This is a genomic window from Agrobacterium albertimagni AOL15, assembly GCF_000300855.1.
GTDB classification, from domain to species: domain Bacteria; phylum Pseudomonadota; class Alphaproteobacteria; order Rhizobiales; family Rhizobiaceae; genus Allorhizobium; species Allorhizobium albertimagni.
Map to the genome: position 1 here is coordinate 516462 of NZ_ALJF01000013.1, position 18034 is coordinate 534495.

General features: G+C 61.5%; 15 protein-coding genes. 5 read left to right on the top strand and 10 right to left on the bottom strand.

Going from position 1 to position 18034, the window contains the following annotated elements; all coding sequences use genetic code 11:
- Positions 1-37 precede the first annotated feature (37 nt).
- Complete coding sequence (locus QWE_RS18185) at positions 38-535, top strand: DUF2231 domain-containing protein (protein WP_040300596.1); 498 nt, start codon at positions 38-40, stop codon at positions 533-535.
- On the opposite strand, the gene QWE_RS18190 is transcribed toward QWE_RS18185, so the two are convergent.
- From QWE_RS18190 to QWE_RS18200, 3 genes are all read right to left on the bottom strand, one after another.
- On the bottom strand, positions 513-1013 hold the full coding sequence (locus tag QWE_RS18190; RefSeq protein WP_006727639.1) for a CopD family protein: 501 nt from the start codon (positions 1011-1013) through the stop codon (positions 513-515). The two genes, QWE_RS18185 and QWE_RS18190, sit on opposite strands and share 23 nt — an antisense overlap.
- Entirely contained in the window at positions 1013-1756 is a 744-nt protein-coding gene (locus QWE_RS18195; protein ID WP_006727640.1) for a cytochrome c oxidase assembly protein, read from the bottom strand. The genes QWE_RS18190 and QWE_RS18195 overlap by 1 nt, the downstream gene beginning before the upstream one ends.
- A gap of 161 nt (positions 1757-1917) precedes the next feature.
- Positions 1918-4197: an FdhF/YdeP family oxidoreductase gene (locus tag QWE_RS18200; RefSeq protein WP_006727641.1), complete on the bottom strand. Its 2280-nt coding sequence runs from the start codon at positions 4195-4197 to the stop codon at positions 1918-1920.
- 242 nt (positions 4198-4439) lie between these two features.
- Here QWE_RS18200 and QWE_RS18205 point away from each other — a divergent pair, with 242 nt between their 5' ends.
- Positions 4440-5918 (top strand): phospholipase D-like domain-containing protein, encoded by a 1479-nt coding sequence (locus tag QWE_RS18205; RefSeq protein WP_006727642.1) that lies wholly within the window; start codon positions 4440-4442, stop codon positions 5916-5918.
- Positions 5919-6076: 158 nt separating this feature from the next.
- Here QWE_RS18205 and QWE_RS18210 read toward each other — a convergent pair whose 3' ends face one another.
- From QWE_RS18210 to QWE_RS18235, 6 genes are all read right to left on the bottom strand, one after another.
- On the bottom strand, positions 6077-7057 hold the full coding sequence (locus QWE_RS18210) for a hypothetical protein (protein WP_006727643.1): 981 nt from the start codon (positions 7055-7057) through the stop codon (positions 6077-6079).
- Between the two features lie 17 nt (positions 7058-7074).
- Positions 7075-7689, bottom strand: a complete 615-nt coding sequence (aat, locus tag QWE_RS18215; RefSeq protein ID WP_006727644.1) for a leucyl/phenylalanyl-tRNA--protein transferase — start codon at positions 7687-7689, stop codon at positions 7075-7077.
- 5 nt (positions 7690-7694) lie between these two features.
- Positions 7695-9047 carry an acetyl-CoA carboxylase biotin carboxylase subunit gene (accC, locus tag QWE_RS18220; RefSeq protein WP_006727645.1) on the bottom strand — a complete coding sequence of 451 codons (1353 nt, stop codon included), beginning with the start codon at positions 9045-9047 and terminating at the stop codon, positions 7695-7697.
- Between the two features lie 4 nt (positions 9048-9051).
- Positions 9052-9534, bottom strand: a complete 483-nt coding sequence (gene accB, locus QWE_RS18225; RefSeq protein WP_006727646.1) for an acetyl-CoA carboxylase biotin carboxyl carrier protein — start codon at positions 9532-9534, stop codon at positions 9052-9054.
- A gap of 22 nt (positions 9535-9556) precedes the next feature.
- Positions 9557-9997 (bottom strand): type II 3-dehydroquinate dehydratase, encoded by a 441-nt coding sequence (gene aroQ, locus QWE_RS18230; RefSeq protein ID WP_006727647.1) that lies wholly within the window; start codon positions 9995-9997, stop codon positions 9557-9559.
- A 143-nt stretch (positions 9998-10140) separates the two neighbouring features.
- Positions 10141-10902, bottom strand: coding sequence for a DsbA family protein (locus tag QWE_RS18235; protein ID WP_006727648.1), 762 nt, complete (start codon positions 10900-10902; stop codon positions 10141-10143).
- Between the two features lie 191 nt (positions 10903-11093).
- On the opposite strand from QWE_RS18235, the gene QWE_RS18240 reads away from it, so the two are divergent.
- The gene (locus tag QWE_RS18240) at positions 11094-12260 is read left to right on the top strand and encodes a pyridoxal phosphate-dependent aminotransferase (protein ID WP_006727649.1); all 1167 of its coding nucleotides are present in this window, start codon (positions 11094-11096) and stop codon (positions 12258-12260) included.
- A gap of 116 nt (positions 12261-12376) precedes the next feature.
- Complete coding sequence (locus QWE_RS18245) at positions 12377-12937, top strand: GNAT family N-acetyltransferase (RefSeq protein WP_040300597.1); 561 nt, start codon at positions 12377-12379, stop codon at positions 12935-12937.
- 74 nt (positions 12938-13011) lie between these two features.
- On the opposite strand, the gene QWE_RS18250 is transcribed toward QWE_RS18245, so the two are convergent.
- A complete protein-coding gene (locus QWE_RS18250) occupies positions 13012-15942 on the bottom strand; it encodes an Rne/Rng family ribonuclease (RefSeq protein ID WP_006727651.1) in 2931 nt (976 codons plus the stop codon).
- Between the two features lie 687 nt (positions 15943-16629).
- On the opposite strand from QWE_RS18250, the gene QWE_RS18255 reads away from it, so the two are divergent.
- Positions 16630-17886: an N-acetylmuramoyl-L-alanine amidase gene (locus QWE_RS18255; protein ID WP_006727652.1), complete on the top strand. Its 1257-nt coding sequence runs from the start codon at positions 16630-16632 to the stop codon at positions 17884-17886.
- The last annotated feature ends 148 nt before the right edge of the window (positions 17887-18034 follow it).

Genomic DNA, 18034 nt, shown 5'->3' on the forward strand with positions numbered 1-18034 from the left:
GCCTTTCCCCCGCAAAAGGAGGGCTCCTATGGCCAATATGTCTGAGACCGATGAAGCGAACCCCGTCATTGAGCAGCTTGAGGAGAAGGACAAGACGTCCGCCGTGGCTGTTGCCGGCCACCCGCTGCACGCCATGAGCGTGCATTTCCCGATCGCGCTGGTCTTCGGTACGCTCGCGGTCGACGTCTTCTACTGGTTCAGCGCCGATCCCTTCTGGCTGCGGGTCGGCCTTTGGACCTCGGGCACGGCCTTCCTCGCCGGCGTGGCCGCCGGGCTTGTCGGAACCGCCGAGCTTCTGTTGGTCCCCGGCATCCGCGCCCGTGCTGCAAGCTGGGCCCATGCGATCGCGGCGATTACCCTGATCTCGGTTGCCGGCGCCAACTGGGGCTTGCGGCTCCTCGATCCCAATGTCGTTCTGCCGCATGGCATGCTGCTTTCGGTTCTGGCGGCCGTCCTGACCGGTGTTGCTGGCTGGCACGGCGGTAAGCTGATCTTCGATCACGGAATCGGCCTCATGGTGTCGCCCAAGGATTAAAGGGTTCGAGAAGGCGCTTCAGGCCACCCGGTTCGGACATGACCGCCGGCAGGGTGAACTGGGGCGCTTCCTTGGCCAGCACGAGGATGAGGATCGCCAGAACCACGGCGCAGCAGCTCGCCGTCGCCACGACAAAGCGCCAGGCCGGATAGACCTCACCCTTCTTGAACAGCCGGATGACCACCAGGCCGGAAAAGACGTGGAAGATGGCGAGAAGACCGACAAAGGCGAGCTTCCACGAAAACCACGGCGCAAAGACTTCCCGCATGAAACTCAGCGCAATTCCGCTTGCGACCGCAATGAAGGCCGCCGGCGAGATCAGCACGACAAAGGCAAAGCGCGTCATACGCTGCATGCGGTAGAGCGCGTCGTCGTTTTCGACATGCGCCCGCTGCACGTAAAGGCTCGGCAGGCTGATGAGCCCCGCAGTCCAGATGGCGATGGCGGCGATATGGACGAATTTCAGTATGGCAATCATCAGCGCGGCGCCTCGCTGTCGAAGCTGCGACCGGCAAACAGACTGCGCAGTTTGAGAAGAGCGGCGAAGAGATAGGGCAGGGCCGCCGGCACCCACATCAGAAGGCCAGAGAGCTGCTGGTCGGCGAGCGGTGAGAGGCCGAAGGGATGCGTCGTGTCCATATGGGCTGCAAACAGAGGCTCGCGCGAAAAGGTCAGCAGAGCCCCCAGCATGCCCATCTGGATCGTCGTGCCGAGCAATAGCGCCACCGAAGGCCCGACCGTGCGCCGAGGCGACAGGATGTCATACCACAGCCAGACCGCCGATCCGATCAGCGTCAGTTCCATCAGCCAGTAGGCCGCAGGCGAGGAGAGGGCGAAGAGATAGGGCTCCGGGGCATGCCAGGCCCACATCAGGATCGTGTGCACCAGAAAGGAGAGCTGCGCCGGCAGGGGCTGACGCTCGCGTGCCTTCGGCGGAATGGAAAGAACGATGAGGGGGGCGAGGAACGTGACGAGCAGGATGTGATGCAGGATACGCGCCGAAAACAGCGCGGAAGCGAGCGCACAGAGCGGTGAGACAAAGGCGAGCAGCATGACGAGAAGTGCGGCGCCAGCTGCCATGCGTTGCCGCGGATTGCTGGCAGTGGTCATCAGCAGCACGAAGACAGCGCAGATTGCCGCAAGCAGCGGCGGGTCGAAATTCCAGTCACGCCAGAGCATCTCCGGTGTCGGCGCCGGGCCGCAATAGATATCGAGGTTCATGATGTCAGTCCCGAATCGCCGTCAAAGTCGGTCATTGCCCCACGCACGCGCACCCTCCGCTTGGCCGCTGCCCTGCGAGGGCAACACGCGTCGCGCAACATTGTTCCATGCCAATTGTTCCATCGGCGCAGAAGTCTGGGGAAAAGCCTGACGGAATGACCTCAGCTGCCCCGCTCGATCCGCACCGGAACGGATTTGTAGGCCGGTGTCTTCGAGGCGCGGTCGTGATGCGCCAGCGGCACCAGCGGATTGAGCTCGGGATAGTAGCCACCGACGCAGCCGTCCGGCAGGTCGAAGGGCATCACCTCGAGCCCGCCGACGCGCCGGTCGATCCCGTCCTCGGCATCGCTTACCAGCGTCACCCGCTCGCCGACTGTCAGCCCAAGCCGCTCGATCTCGGCGGGGCTGATCAGCAGCACGTCGCGCTTGCCCTCAATGCCGCGCAGGCGGTCGCTATAGCCATAGACCGTTGTGTTGAACTGGTCGTTGCTGCGTAAGGTCACCAGGCTCATCCGCCCGGGCGCCGGCTGAAAGCCTGTGGCCGAGAGCATCTCGGGCGTGACGAATTCCGCCTTGCCGCTCTCCGTCTTCCACTCCCGTTCGCGAGCGGAGTTGCCGCGATAGAAGCCGCCGGGCGTAAAGATGCGGGTGTTGAAGTCGCGGAATTCCTCTGGATAAGTCCTCTCGATCAGATCGCGGACGGAGGCCGTATCGCGCGCCCAGTGGCTCCACAGCATCTTCGGGTTCTGCGCCAGGGTCGCCTCGGCAAGCCGGCTGACGATCTCGATCTCGGATTTCAGGTGTTCGCTCGCCGGCGTGCGCTTGCCGACGGAGCCGTGAACGCAGCTCAGGCTGTCTTCCATCGACACCACCTGCGGATGGCCGGTCAATGGATCCATTTCACTCCGCCCGAGACAGGGCAGGAGATAGGCGATCTCGCCGTTGAACAGGTGGCCGCGATTGAGCTTGGTGGCGATCTGTACCGTGAGCCGCTGCCGCGGCCAGGCCTCCTCCATCGCTTTCTGTTCGGGGATCGCGCGCAGAAAATTGCCGCCGAGCGCGACAAAGGCCGAAATCTCGCCTTTCAGGATCGCCTCGCAGGCCTCGACCGTGTTCATGCCCTTCTCGCGCGGCGGCGAGAAGTCGAACATCTCGGCATGCCGGTCGAGCGGCACGAGTTCCGGCTTCTCGGCAATGCCGACGGTCCGCTGGCCCTGGACATTGGAATGACCGCGCACCGGCGAGATGCCGGCACCCTGCCGGCCGATATTGCCCTTCATCAGGAGCAGGTTGACGTAGGTCGAGATGTTCTCGAAGCCATGCACATGCTGAGTGAGGCCCATGCCATAGATGCCGATGGTGTTTTCGGCTTCGACATAGACGGTGCCAGCCGCCTCGATCGCCGTACGCGTGAGCCCGGAGACTTCCTCGATCTCGGCCCAATCGAGCGCCCTCAGCCGTGCCTCGAACTCTTCGAAGCCAACGGTATGCTCGGCGATGAAAGCGCGGTCGATGACGTGGCGATTGTCGGCTTGCGCCGCATCGTCGGCAGCCAGAACATGCTTGCAGAGCCCCAGCAGCACGGCAATGTCGCCGCCCGGTTTTACCTGGTGATACTGGCAGGACAGCGCGGTTTCTTTACCCGTCACCATTGCCGTCGGCTCCTGCGGGTTGATCATCTTCTCCAGCCCCCGCTCGCGAACGGGGTTGAAGGTCACGATCCGACAGCCGCGCCTGACCGCCGCCTGCAGCACATGCAGGAAACGCGGGCTATTCGAGCCGGTGTTCTGGCCGAAGAAGAAGATCGCATCGCAATGCTTGAAGTCATCGAGCACGACGGTGCCCACAGGCGAGCCGATCACCTTCTTCAGGGTGACCGAGGTCGTCTCGTGGCACATGTTTGAACTGTCGGGCAGGTTGTTGTGGCCATAGGCGCGGGCAAACAGTGCCCAGCAATAGGAGGTTTCGAGGCTGGCGCGCCCGGAGGTGTAGAAGACCGTCTTCTTCGGATCCATGGCCTTGAGTTCCCGCCCGATCTCGGCGAATGCCTCGTCCCAAGAGCAGGGCACGTAATGGTCGCTTGCCCGGTCGTAACGCATCGGATGGGTAAGCCGTCCTAACTGCTCCAGATCGTAATCGCTGAAGGTCTTGAGCTCGGTCACGCTGTGCCGCGCAAAAACGTCCGGGGTGGCCGTTCGGCTGGTCAGCTCCCACAGCGTCGCCTTGGCACCGTTTTCGCAGAACTCGACGGGATGGTGATCGGCGGGCTTCGTCCAGGCGCAGGAGACACAGGCAAAGCCACCGGGCTTGTTCTGCTCCAGAAGTGTCGCGATCGCCCCGGCGCTGATGCCTTCGTCGCCGGCAATCCGGGCAATGCCCCGAAGCGATCCCCAGCCACCGGCAGGCCCGTCATACGTCACCGTCCCATCATCCTTCGCCATTATCCGCTCCCTTCACATATGTTTCGAAGGGGGAACGACTGGGGGCGTGATTGGTTGCGCGGGCTAGGGAACAACAGCTTGCGCGTCGGCACACAAACGGGTGAGGTGCTCGCTCTAACAAGTGCAACGGGCATTCTCATCCCGACGGCTTGCAAGCCGGAACGTAGCCACTACCCTTAAGGCTGGACCTGACGCGCCGGTTACGCTAGCCGAGTGTGGCGACCCAGTGTCTGGAGTATGAGATGGCGCCTTCCCCCTTTTTTTCGCCTTCCCGGAATTGCTGGCGTATCGAGAAAGCCGACGACTTTTCGATCCTGATCGATGCCAATGACTATTTCGCCTCGATCCGTGCCTCGATGATGGCGGCAAAGCGGGTGATCTACTTTGTCGGCTGGGACTTCGACGCCGCGATCACCCTTGGCCATCCCAAGGTCGATGATGGCGCCCCGCGTAAGGTCGGAGATTTTCTTCTCTGGCTGGCCCGCCGCACCCCGGGCCTCGAAATCAAGATCCTCTTGTGGAGCCCGGCTCCGCTGGCCAGCTGGGCGAGGTTGTCGAACCTTCCCTATCTCTTCCGTTGGAAATGGAATCGGCAGATCACCGTTCGTCTGGACGGCAAACATCCGATGGGCAGTTCGCATCATCAGAAGATGCTGGTGATCGACGATGCCATTGCCTATTGCGGCGGCATCGACGTGACGCTCGACCGCTGGGACACGCGCGAGCACCTCGACGAAAACCCCGACAGGCGCCGCCCCAATGGCAAGCCCTACGGTCCCTGGCACGACATCTCGAGCCGTTTTACCGGTCCTGCCGCGCAGGCGCTCGGCGAACTCTGCCGTCATCGCTGGACGCGTGCCGGCGGAAAGGACGTGGCCCCAGTTAGGTCAGAGCCGGCTCAGGCGGAGGTTGCGCCGAACTTCTCCTTCGGCAGCGTCGATCTCGCGATCGCCCGCACGAGCCCGGCCTACCAGGACGAGAGCGCCGTCACCGAGATCGAGCAGCTCTATCTCGACATGATCAACGCGGCGCGTCACACCGTCTATGCCGAAAGCCAGTATTTCGCCTCGCGCGCCATCGCCCAGGCCATTGCGCGCAGGCTTGCCGAACCGGACGGTCCGGAAATCGTGCTCATCAATCCTGTGACCTCGGACAACTGGCTGGGCACGATCGCCATGGACACGGCCCGCGCCCGGCTCGCCGAATCCCTCCACCGCCACGACGACTACGGGCGCTTCAAGATCTATCACCCGGTGACCGCCCAGGGACAGTCGATCTATGTCCATGCCAAGCTGATGATCGTCGACGACCAGTATCTCCGCGTCGGCTCGTCGAACATCAACAACCGCTCGATGCGCTTCGACCAGGAATGCGACGTGGCGCTTGAGGCGGGCGGTTCGGAAGACGTCTCGGCGAAGATTACAAGCTTCCGCAACGACCTGCTGGCCGAGCACTTAGGGGTAACAACAGACGCGATCGACCGTGCCATCCGAGAGGGCGGCTCGCTGATTTCAGCCATCGAGCAGCTGAGGGCAGAAAACGAAGCTGCAGGGGGAGAAACGCTGAAGCCCTACGAGACACCGGCGATTTCAGACCTCGAAGAATGGCTCGCCGACCACGAAATTCTGGATCCAGAAGGCTCGGATGCAGTGTTCGAGCCGATCGAGAAGCGGGGGCTGTTTCGGGGCATGCTGAAGCGGCCGAGGCGGCGGAAGAGCTGAGGAAGGGGGGGCTGTGTTGCCGAGGGCGAAGGTAGTTTGCGAGGGCAACGATGCGCATAGGCCTAAGTAGCCTGAGGGATTACTAGCTCCTTCCACTGCTTCTCGCTGACGCGCCGGAATCCAAAAAGGCGAAGAGTCCTGTCCGGCAGCCAAAAAATCTAAAGCTTTCCGTATAGATCCTCATCGGCCTTCATATACCCCTTCTCAACCATTCGGTTGAAGTCGGCGATGATATCTGAATTCATCTCGTTAAGGAGCTTTTCCAGTTGAGACGGAGCAACAGCTTTCATGAATTCGATGTCGTCCAGTTTGCGAAAATCTCGGTAAGGCAGCGGCGCCCTCGTGGTCACAACATAAATGATGCCTAGCACCGCATTTGTAACCGCCACAGCTACACTTACCTTACTCCAGCTCTCTAAGTTGCCGTTCTGCCAGATGTCACGAGCGATGAGGAAGTACATACCGCCATATATCAGTAATGCAGTGAGAAGCAGAAATAAGCCAAACAGGAACGGGATCAAGCTTAGGTTCGAGTTGATTGGTGTCTGCGATATTCGGGGGAGGTTTACGGGTGTGTATCGGCTCATGTTTTCCGAGAAAAAATGAGCTGCGATATGCATCTGCCTCACCTCTTCAGGTAAGCGTCCTATAATGAATTTCATATATGAGTTCAATGTGTACACATTGTTCTCAAGAATCGCAATGAATACGCCAATAAAGCTGAGAGCCACTAGAAATACTTCCCGGAACCCCGCGAATTTTGCTTGGATACCAAAGGCGAAGGATAGGTCGCTGTCGATCGCGAAATAATTGGAAACTAGCGCGGCGAACATAAGCAAACTGATCTGCCTAGCTCGTTTCATTTTCTCCTCGATAGCGTCCCTGTAAGTCCTAAGCCGTTCCAAGGTCGTGAGCGATAGCGAATGCGCGTCAGTCTCCGCTTCATAGTGCTCAAGGTCCATTTCCAGAAGCTGACTTGGAGTCAACCACAGAACTGGATGGCGCTTCCGAAAATAGCGGTCTCGACGATATCTGAATCCGAGGCGCGCCACCCTTCTGCGAAACGCAAACGAGTTGCGTGCCAGAATCTTCTGGAGCTTGTCTATCAAGCTTGGGTTCTTCTGTCCCCTGTCGAGCATTTCGCTTCCACCCCCCTCTAAAACCGAACCGTATCCCCCTCCATCGCCTTATCCAGCAACACCCCATACTCCGCCTTCGGAATATCCACCGCCCCGAACGTCTTCAGATGTTCGGTGGTGAACTGCGTGTCGAGCAACGTAAACCCGCGTTCCCGCAACCGCTCCACCAGATGCACGAGGCAGATCTTCGAGGCATTGGTGCGCCTTGAGAACATGCTCTCGCCGAAATAGGCGGAGCCGAGGGTGACGCCGTAGAGGCCGCCGACGAGTTCGTCGCCTTCCCAGGCTTCGACGCTATGGGCATGGCCGAGGCGGTGCAGCGCGCTGTAGAGGTCGCGGATGGTCTGGTTGATCCAGGTGCTCGGCCGGTCGTCTGCCGCTTCGGCGCATTTGGCTACCACCTGGTCGAAGGCGGTGTCGAAGCGGATGTCGAAGGGGGGTTTGCGGATCGCCTTTTGCAGGCTTTTCGAGACGTGGAAACCGTCGAGCGGGATGATCCCGCGGATATCCGGCTCGACCCAGAAGAGCTCCGGGTCATCGGCCGATTCCGACATCGGGAACATGCCGATGGAATAGGCGCGCAGCAAGAGCTCCGGCGTAATGCTTCGGTCCCTGCTGCGTCGCCCAGCCATCTTGTTTACTTGGCCGAGGTTTCGGCCAGATAGTTTTCCAGCCAGTGGATGTCGTAGTCGCCGTTGGCGATGTCCTGGTTGGCCACGAGATCCTGGAACAGCGGCAGCGTCGTCTTGATGCCGTCGACGACGAATTCGTCGAGCACGCGGCGGAGCCGCATCATGCATTCGACGCGGGTGCGGCCATGCACGATCAGCTTGCCGATCAGGCTGTCATAGTAAGGCGGGATCTTGTAGCCGGCATAGACGCCGGAATCGACGCGAACGCCGAGGCCGCCCGGTGCATGGAAATGCGTGATCGTGCCGGGCGATGGCACGAAGGTGCGCGGGTCCTCGGCATTGATACGGCATTCGATGGCATGGCCGGAGAACACCACCTGATCCTGCGTGACCGAGAGGCCGGCGCCGGAGGCGACGCGGATCTGCTCATGCACGAGGTCGATGCCGGTGATGGCTTCGGTGATCGGATGCTCGACCTGAAGGCGGGTGTTCATCTCGATGAAGAAGAACTCGCCGTTTTCGTAGAGGAATTCGATCGTGCCGGCGCCCCGGTACTTCATCTTCTTCATCGCATCAGCGCAGATCTGGCCGATCTTCATGCGCTGCTCGACATTGAGGGCAGGGGAATTGGCTTCTTCCCAGACCTTCTGGTGGCGGCGCTGCAGCGAGCAGTCGCGTTCACCGAGATGGATGGCATTGCCGGCGCCATCACCGACAACCTGCACCTCGATATGGCGCGGCTTGCCGAGATATTTTTCCATGTAGACGGCGTCGTTGCCGAAGGCGGCCAGCGCTTCGGAACGGGCCGTCGACACGGCTTCTTCCAGCTCGGCCTCGTTCTTTGCCACCTTCATGCCGCGGCCACCGCCACCGGCAGTCGCCTTGATCAGCACGGGGAAGCCGATTTCGCGCGCAATCTTCAACGCGTTCTCGGGCAGCACTTCGCCGTCCGAACCCGGAACGACCGGGATGCCGAGTTCGACCGCGGTCTTCTTCGCCGTGATCTTGTCGCCCATCAGGCGGATATGCTCCGCCGTCGGTCCGATGAAGGTGATGCCGTGGGCGTCGAGGATGTCGGCGAACTTGGCATTCTCCGACAGGAAGCCGTAGCCCGGGTGGACTGCGTCAGCACCGGTGATCTCGCAGGCAGCGACGATCTGGTGGATGTTGAGATAGCTGTCGCGCGACGGCGGCGGGCCGATGCAAACGCTTTCGTCGGCAAGGCGCACATGCATGGCATTGGCGTCGGCGGTCGAATGGACCGCCACGGTCGCAATGCCGAGTTCCTTGCAGGCGCGAAGCACGCGCAGCGCGATTTCGCCGCGGTTGGCGATGAGGATTTTCGAGATACCGCTCATCGGATCACTCGATGATCACGAGAGGCTCGCCGTATTCGACCGGGCTTGCATCGTCGATGATGATCTCGACGACCTTGCCGGACTTGGGCGAGGGGATCTGGTTCATGGTCTTCATGGCTTCGATGATCAGAAGCGTCTGGCCTTCCTTGACCGTCTGGCCGACTTCGACGAAGGCGCGGGCGCCCGGTGCCGGCGACAAGTAGACCGTGCCGACCATGGGGGCGGTGACGGCATTGGAAAGGTCGCGGGCGGCGGGAGCAGCCGGTGCTGCGGCAGCGGCAGGAGCGGCAGCGGGGGCCGGTGCGGCCGGCGCCTGGTAGGCATAGCCCTGCATCTGCTGCGGCATCATGACAGGGGTGCCGTTGCGCGAAACGCGGATGCGCAGGTCGTCCTGCTCCACTTCGATCTCGGTGAGATCCGTATCGTTGAGGATGTTTGCGAGATCGCGGATCAGCTTCTGATCGATGCCCGATTTCTTTTCAGCCATGGGTGGATGTCCTGTATTCTTGTTATTGCGTGATGGTTTTCAGCGCCTGAAGCGCCAGGATGTAGCTATGAGGTCCGAAGCCGCAGATCACGCCCTTAGCTGCGGGCGCTATCACCGATTTGTGGCGGAATTCCTCGCGCGCATGCACGTTGGAAATATGCACCTCGATGACCGGAAGCGGGGATACGGCCTTGATCGCGTCATGCAGGGCAATCGACGTATGCGTATAGGCCCCGGCATTGATTGCGACGCCGACCGACTTCTCGCCTGCCTCGTGCAGCCAGCTCACGAGGTCACCCTCATGATTGGACTGGCGGAAGTCGATGGTCAGCCCGAGCTCGGCGCCGGCGGCCTTGCAGTCTGCCTCGATATCGGCGAGCGTCTTGCCGCCATAGATCCCCGGTTCCCGCTTTCCCAGCATGTTGAGATTAGGGCCGTTCAGCACGAAAATGGTTTTGCTCATCTACGCTTCCGTCGACTTTCAACCGCCTCCTATAGACCGAGAGCCCCTGTAGGGAAAGCCCTTTGCCGTGATCGCGCCAAACCGTCCCCGGAAAACCGGGAATGGCGGCGGGACGGGGAGGGGAAAGAGGGAGATTTTGTCCCTCAGCAGGTGGCCTTGCCGCAGGCGCGCACATTGCCAACCTTGGCGACGATCGCCTCCTTGCCGACGGCGCCGGGGATGGTTTCGTTGCCGATGACATAGGAAGGCGTGCCGGTGATGCCGAGGCTGGTCGCCAGCTGATAGGCTTCCTGCACCTGTTCGGCATTCGAGCTTTCGGCCATCTTGGCGCGAATGGCATCCTCGGCCAAGCCGAGCTCGCCGGCAATGGCGATCGCGCTTTCTTCCGAGGCGCGGCCGTCCTGGGTCATCATGGCGCGGAAGAAGGCACCGTAATTGTCGGGCGACAGCTTGCGCACGGCATCCGAGACCTTGTGCGCGGCTTCCGAGTCCGGTCCGAGGATCGGGAATTCCTTGAGGACGTAGCGGACATTCTTGTCCTCGGCGATGACCGCTTCCATGTCGGCATGGGCACGGCGGCAATAGCCGCAATTGTAGTCGAAGAACTCGACCACGGTGACATCGCCCTCCGGGTTGCCGATGGCCAGATCATAGGCCGAATTGAAGATCGCATCCCTGTTGGTCGAGAGGGCCTCGGCCGAGCGCTGCGAGCGGATCTCTTCCTGCTTCTTCTGCAGGGATTCCTGCACTTCGAGCATGATTTCCGGGTTTTCGATCAGGTATTCGCGGATGAACTCGCCGAACTCCTTCTTCTGCGCGTCGTCGAGGGCACCAGCCGGAAGCGGCATCAGGGCGGGAAGGAGTGCCACGCTTGCGCTGGCGATCATCTTGAAGTTCAGGGCCATGTCGTTCCTCGTCCTTGCCGTCCTCGTTCTTGATATCAGGCGATATCGGGTCGTCCTTACCGGCTGACATCGAGCCTAAAGGCTCATGCTTTCAAGCGGAATGGCTTTTTTGCACTGCCTTGTCCAGCCTCTCCATTGTGATGACGCGCGCTTTGCGGCAAATGTCGGGCATCTGATCGAGGAGCCAAGCATTGATTTCGATTTCCCGCCGCAGCGCCGTCGAACCCTTCCACGCCATGGATGTTTTGGCCGAAGCCACCCGCAGACGGCAGGAGGGGCGCCCGGTCATCTCCATGGCCGTGGGTCAGCCCGGCCATCCGGCACCCCAGGCAGCGCTTGAAGCCGCGCGTCAGGCGCTCGAAGGCGGCCGCATCGGCTACACGGATGCGCTCGGCCTGACCGGCCTGCGCCAGGCGCTTGCCGAGGAATACGAGCGTCGACACAATGTCTCCGTCGACTGGAACCGCATCGTCGTCACCACTGGCTCGTCCGCCGGCTTCAACCTTGCCTTCCTCTCGCTCTTCGACGTTGGCGATGCCGTCGCCATCGCCAGACCCGGCTACCCTGCCTATCGCAGCATTCTGGCGGCACTCGGCCTGAAGGTCGTCGAAGTCGCAGTCGGCCCTGACACCGGCTTTACGCTCACGCCGGAAAGCCTGGAGCGTGCACAAGCCGAGGCGGGCATCCGCCTCAAGGGCGTGCTGCTCGCAAGCCCCGCCAACCCGACCGGCACGGTGACCACCAAGGCCCAGCTCAAGGCCGTTTACGACTACTGTCAGGGCGCAGGGATCACATTGATCTCCGACGAGATCTATCACGGCCTGACCTACGGCTCTGAAGAGGCGACGGCGCTCGAGATCGGCGACGATGCCGTCATCATCAACTCCTTCTCCAAGTACTATTGCATGACCGGCTGGCGCATCGGCTGGATGGTCTTGCCGCAAGAGCTGGTGCGCCCGGTCGAATGCGTCGCCCAGAGCCTCTACATCTCCGCCCCGGAACTCTCGCAGATCGCGGCACTCGCCGCGTTGAGCGCGACCGAAGAGCTGGAACACTACAAGGCCGCCTGCCAGGCTAACAGAGACTTCCTGCTGGCGCGCCTGCCGGCACTCGGCCTGCCGCTGCTCTCGCCGATGGACGGAGCCTTCTACGCCTACGTCGATGCGAGCAGCTTCACCAATGACAGCATGGGCTTTGCAAAGCGCATTCTCGCCGAGACCGATGTCGCGGTCACGCCCGGTCGCGACTTCGATCCGGTCGATGGGCATCTGGCGCTGCGACTGTCCTATGCAGGCACCATGGCCGACATGGTCGAAGCGACCGAACGCCTGGAAAGATGGCTGCCGAAGAGCGTGTAGGCATTGAGCGAAATAGATTCGCGATCAACGGCTTCTGGCCCTTTGCTGAATCGGATCGAGAGCCTTCTGAATCAGTTTATGAAGTCGGCGGAATGATCGCATGGGGAGGGGATGGCATGACATCGAAACGGATCAGCCAACTGGTGAGCGCCCCTGATATTTTCACCGAGCGCACGCATATGCGCGCCCACCGGCTCGAGGACTTCGAGGCGATGCTGGCCATGTGGCAGGACGATGCCGTCGTCCGCCACATCACGGGTCGTCCCTCGACCTCGAACGAAACCTGGTCGCGGCTCCTTCGCTATATCGGTCATTGGCATGCCCTCGGCTTCGGCTACTGGGTGATCGAAGACCGAGAGACGGGGCTCTATCTTGGGGAAGCGGGCTTCGCCGATTTTCACCGCGACATGGATCCACCCCTCGGCTCCGCGCCGGAAGCCGGTTGGGCGATCGTTTCGGCAAGCCAAGGACGCGGTCTTGCAACCGAAGTGATGCAGGCAGCCCATGCGTGGATCGACGCGCACAATCCCCATGACCATACGGCCTGCATCTTGGATCCCGCGCATCATGCATCGGTCAGGGTCGCCGAGAAATGCGGATATCGGCTCGAATATGAGACGAGCTTTCAAGGCGGTGCGACAGCCGTGATGAAGCGGCCTTCGAAGTCGTCCTCCTAGACTGAACGAACCGACCAAAGAAAAAAGGGCCCCGTCGAGGGCCCTTTTTGCATTCACTCAGGAAGCGGCAGGTCTCAGAAGAAACCGCGCTTCTGCCACCAGCCGCCCTTCTTGGGCTTGGCCGCGTCTGCACCATCTTCCGATGCCTTGACTGAGGTCACGACCGGCTCGGACGACGCGACGTTGGATTCGCGGTTGGCGCGGGCGGGCTTTGCTTCTTCTGCGGCAACCGCAGGGGCGGGCTCGGCCACCGACTCAGCAGCGGGCACGTCCACGATCGCTTCGGCGACAGTTTCGACAGGCGCGGCAGTTTCGGCGGGTGCAACAGCCACGACCGGGGCCAATTCGGCAACCGCTTCAGGCTCGGTGCCTACCTTTGCCTTGCGGGTGCGGCGCGGCTTCGGCTTTGCGGCCGCGACTGGCTCTTCGACGGTTTCCGTCGTTTCTGGCGCAGCGACCTCCGCGGTTTCGGTGGCTACGGCCTCGACCGAAGCATCGTCCGCGTCGTCGCCTTCGCCCTCGTCACCGGCTTCGTCGGAAGCGTCCATCGAACCTTCTTCGCCCGGACGGTTGCGACGGCCACCGCGCTTGCCGCGACGGCGGCGCTTGCGCTTCTGGGCGTCGTCGCCATTGCCGTCACCATCGACTTCGGTTGCGCGGATTTCGCCGTTGTTCTCGCCGGCGTCGTCCTCGCCCTCGTCACCATCCTCATCGTCGAGGTCGGCGCCGTTGTCACCGTTCTGGGCGTCCGCATGGCTGCCATTGCCGTTCTGGCCGTTCTTGCCACGACGGCGACGGCGACGCTTGCGCTTGCGGTTGCCCTGATCGTCACCCTCGGCGCGTGCCGGCTGCGGCGCGCTTTCCGTCTTGGCGGCGACGACGATTTCTTCCTCGTCTTCGTCCTCGGGCTCCGGAATGTAGTCGTCCTCTTCCTCGATCTCGGGCAGAAGCGACATCAGGCTTTCGATCTTCACCGGGTTCTCGACGGCTTCACCGCGCTCGATGGTGAAGTGCTGCGAGCCGCCATGCTGGGCGGGCATGCCGCCGTCGATGACGATGGACACGCCGAAGCGGCCTTCATAGTCGACGATCGTGTCGCGCTTCTGGTTGAGGAGGTAGAGTGCCGTCTCCGGCGTCGTGTGCACGATGATGTCGTGCGTCGTTGCCTTCAGCAGGAATTCCTCGATGCCGCGCAGGACATGCAGGGCAACGGAAGACTGCGAGCGGATGAGGCCAGTACCGGCGCAATGCGGGCAGACCTGCGTGGTCGATTCCAGCACCGATGCGCGGATGCGCTGGCGCGACATTTCCAGAAGGCCGAAATGCGAGATGCGGCCGACCTGGATGCGGGCGCGGTCGTTCTTCAGGCAATCCTTCAGCTTCTTCTCGACGGCGCGGTTGTTGCGCTTTTCTTCCATGTCGATGAAGTCGATGACGATCAGGCCGGCCAAGTCGCGCAAACGCAACTGGCGGGCAACTTCTTCCGCCGCTTCCAGGTTGGTCTGGAGGGCCGTGTCTTCGATCGAGTATTCGCGGGTCGAACGACCGGAGTTGACGTCGATCGAAACCAGCGCTTCCGTCTGGTTGATGATGATGTAGCCGCCCGACTTCAGCGTCACCTGCGGCTGCAGCATCTTGTCGAGCTGGCCCTCGATGCCCGAACGGGCAAAGATCGGATGCAGGTCGCGATACGGCTGAACCACCTTGGCATGGCTCGGCATCAGCATCTTCATGAAGTCTTTCGCTTCACGATAGCCTTCTTCGCCCGAGACGATGATCTCGGAAATATCCTTGTTGTAGAGGTCGCGGATCGAGCGCTTGATCAGCGATCCCTCTTCGTAAACAAGGCAAGGCGCGGTCGAGGCGAGCGTCAGCGTGCGGACATTCTCCCACAGACGCATCAGATATTCGAAGTCGCGCTTGATCTCGACCTTGGTGCGGTTCGCACCGGCGGTGCGCAAGATCACACCCATGCCCTGCGGCACTTCGAGCCCGCGGGCGATTTCCTTCAGGCGCTTGCGGTCTGTCGGCTGGGTGATCTTGCGGGAAATGCCGCCGCCACGCGCGGTGTTCGGCATCAGGACCGAGTAACGTCCGGCGAGCGACAGATAGGTGGTGAGAGCCGCACCCTTGTTGCCGCGCTCTTCCTTGGCAACCTGAACCAGCAGGATCTGCCGGCGCTTGATCACTTCCTGGATGCGGTACTGCTTGCGCGGCTTGCGGATGACGCGATCCGGAACCTCTTCCATGGCGTCTTCTGCGCCAACGGATTCGATCTCTTCCTTTTCCTCGACGTGATCGTCGTCATCATCGTCGCCGTCATCATCGCCGCGACGGCCGCCACGGCGTCCGCCGGCTTCTTCGGAGATCTCGTCCATGTCGACCATGGCAGCAATGGTGCCGCCTTCGGCGTCGTCGGAGCCTTCGCTGCCCTCTTCCGCAGACGTCTCCTCAGCGGCGGCCTTCTTGGCGCGCGGCTTGCGAACCCGCTTCGGCTTGGCCTTGGCAGCAGGTTCTTCGGCTACAACTTCGCTCTCGCCTTCGACCACAGCCGCCGCGGCGACATCGGCGTCGGCTTCAGCTGCCAGTTCGGCCGCGACATCGTCAACGATCGCCGAGGCGACGGAATTGGTGGGGTTGATGCCGATGTCGGGCTGATCCTGCTGGGCAGGGTCGTTGAAGACCTCATCGCCTTCGACGTCGTTTTCCTTGCGATGCTCTTCGGCTTCCGCGCGAAGCAGCGCCTGACGGTCGGCGAGCGGGATCTGGTAATAGTCGGGGTGGATTTCGGCAAAGGCCAGGAAGCCGTGGCGGTTGCCACCGTAATCGACGAAAGCGGCCTGCAGCGATGGTTCGACCCTCGTTACCTTCGCCAGATAGATATTGCCTCGGATCTGCTTTTTATGTTGGGATTCGAAGTCGAATTCTTCAATGCGGTTACCACGAACGACGACAACGCGCGTCTCTTCCTCGTGAGACGCGTCGATAAGCATTTTGTCTGCCATTTAAGCTGTGCTCCTCGGCGCCCTCGGTCGGTGGTCCACCCGCGCGCTGAACTTTGAAGCGGCTGGAACCTAGCGGACTGTGCGCCGGATATAGATGTGGACGCACGGAGGACCGGGTTTGCAACATACGGACGGACAGCGGGACACTTTCTGATCCCGATCCGTTCCTGGTTATGTAAACCTGTTGCAAAGACATCAAAAACCGTACGTCAACGACAATGATATGAACCCCTCGGGGCCCGATGAAGGCTCGGTAAAGAGCTGATGGTGGAGAGCCACCGATGATGTGCCGACCGTGTCGGCGTGTTGAACCAGTTTCAGGAAAAAATGCGGCGACGGCAGATGAATGTCCGATTGAACAGGCGCCAATTCCATTGTCTGAGGTTGGCAGCCGTGGGCGGAATTCTATCCCGTTTGCACTTTTATCCCTCGTTTGCCTTGTATGTTTTCTACGTCACAATAGCAAGAGCAAACGGATTTATGCCATAATGGCAGTGAATTAGAGACACTGCCTCTGTGTGCGTGATTCAGAGCGTGAAAGCGGTTCTGAACCGCAATTTCCACGCTCATCGGGCCGGCAGGGCGAGGCATGCGGCGGACAATTGCAGAAAATGGCGAAGCGTGCGGCTTGTGATTTGCATCACAGTTGTGACTTCGCCGCGACGGGGGCAGGATTTGACACGAGCATTGGCGGTACCGGCGGGGCGAAAACATGCGCTTTTCAGCCGAATCGTTCTGGCGGCGCTCGTCTGGCTGGCGCCGGTGTCACCGAGTGTCGGTACAGCCCATGCCGTGACTGCTGAGGCACCTGCCGGACGTCTGGTAGCCTATGGTGCGCGCATCGCCGGTGATGAGGCGCGGACCCGCATCGTGCTCGACTTCGACCGGGCGCCGACGATCGCCATCCGCTACATCGCCAACCCTGATCGTATTGTCATCGACCTTCCGGCCACTGCCTTTGCCTTCGCGCAGGACGACCTGAAGGCGACCGGCCTCTTCAGCGACATCCGCTATGGCTCTATGGATGCCACCTCCGCCCGGTTGGTGCTGACGGCTGCACGTCCGGCACGGCTTGCAACCGCAACCGTCATGCCAAACGAGGCCGAGGGTGGCTATCGGCTTGTGCTCGATGCCGAACTGGTTCCCGCCCAGGATTTTGCCGCACTCGTCTCGGGTCAAGCCTGGAGCGAACCGCAGGAGGGAGCTTCGCCCACAAGCGCGCTTCCGGTTGCAGCTCCCGCGACCGACGAGTTTGTCATCGCGATCGACGCTGGCCATGGCGGGATCGATGCCGGCGCTACGGGGGCATCCACCAAGACGGCAGAGAAGGACATCACGCTCGCCTTTGCCAAGATCTTGCAAGAGAAGCTGAAGGACCTGCCGGGCATCCGAGCCGTGATGACACGCGACGCCGACAAGTTCCTGTCGCTCTCCGAGCGCGTGCTGATTGCGCGCCAGAAGGGGGCCGATCTCCTGATCTCGCTGCATGCCGACACGCTGCGTCAGGCCGACATCCGGGGCGCCACGGTCTACACGATTTCGGACAAGGCGTCCGACCACATGGCGGCCCAGCTGGCTGAGCGCGAGAACTTTTCCGACACCATCGGCGGGGTGCAGCTGCCGACGGAAACGGAGCCGGAGGTCGGCGACATCTTGCTCGATCTGACGCGTCGGGAAACGCAGGCCTTCTCGATCGCCATGGCCCAGGCCGTGGTCGGTTCCTTCGAGGGGCAGATCTCGCTGATCAACAATCCCCACCGCCATGCCGGCTTCCGAGTTCTGCAGGCGCCCGATGTGCCCTCCATTCTTCTGGAGCTCGGCTTCCTGTCCAACAAGGACGATGAAAAGCTGCTGCTCGATCCTGCCTGGCGCGACAGAGTAGCCGATCTTCTGGTTGAGGCGATCAAGCGATATCGCGAGCCGCAGTTCGCCAATGGCGGATAGGCAACATCGTGAAAGGGAAGCTGTGGTCACGGCGGACTTCTGCCGCTAACGGCCCTATTTTCCTCACATTGTCTCCGTTACTCCGATGTAGGTTACGCAAAGGTGAGCGATCTCGAATCGCCCGGCCTTACACGTGAAGTCCGCATGT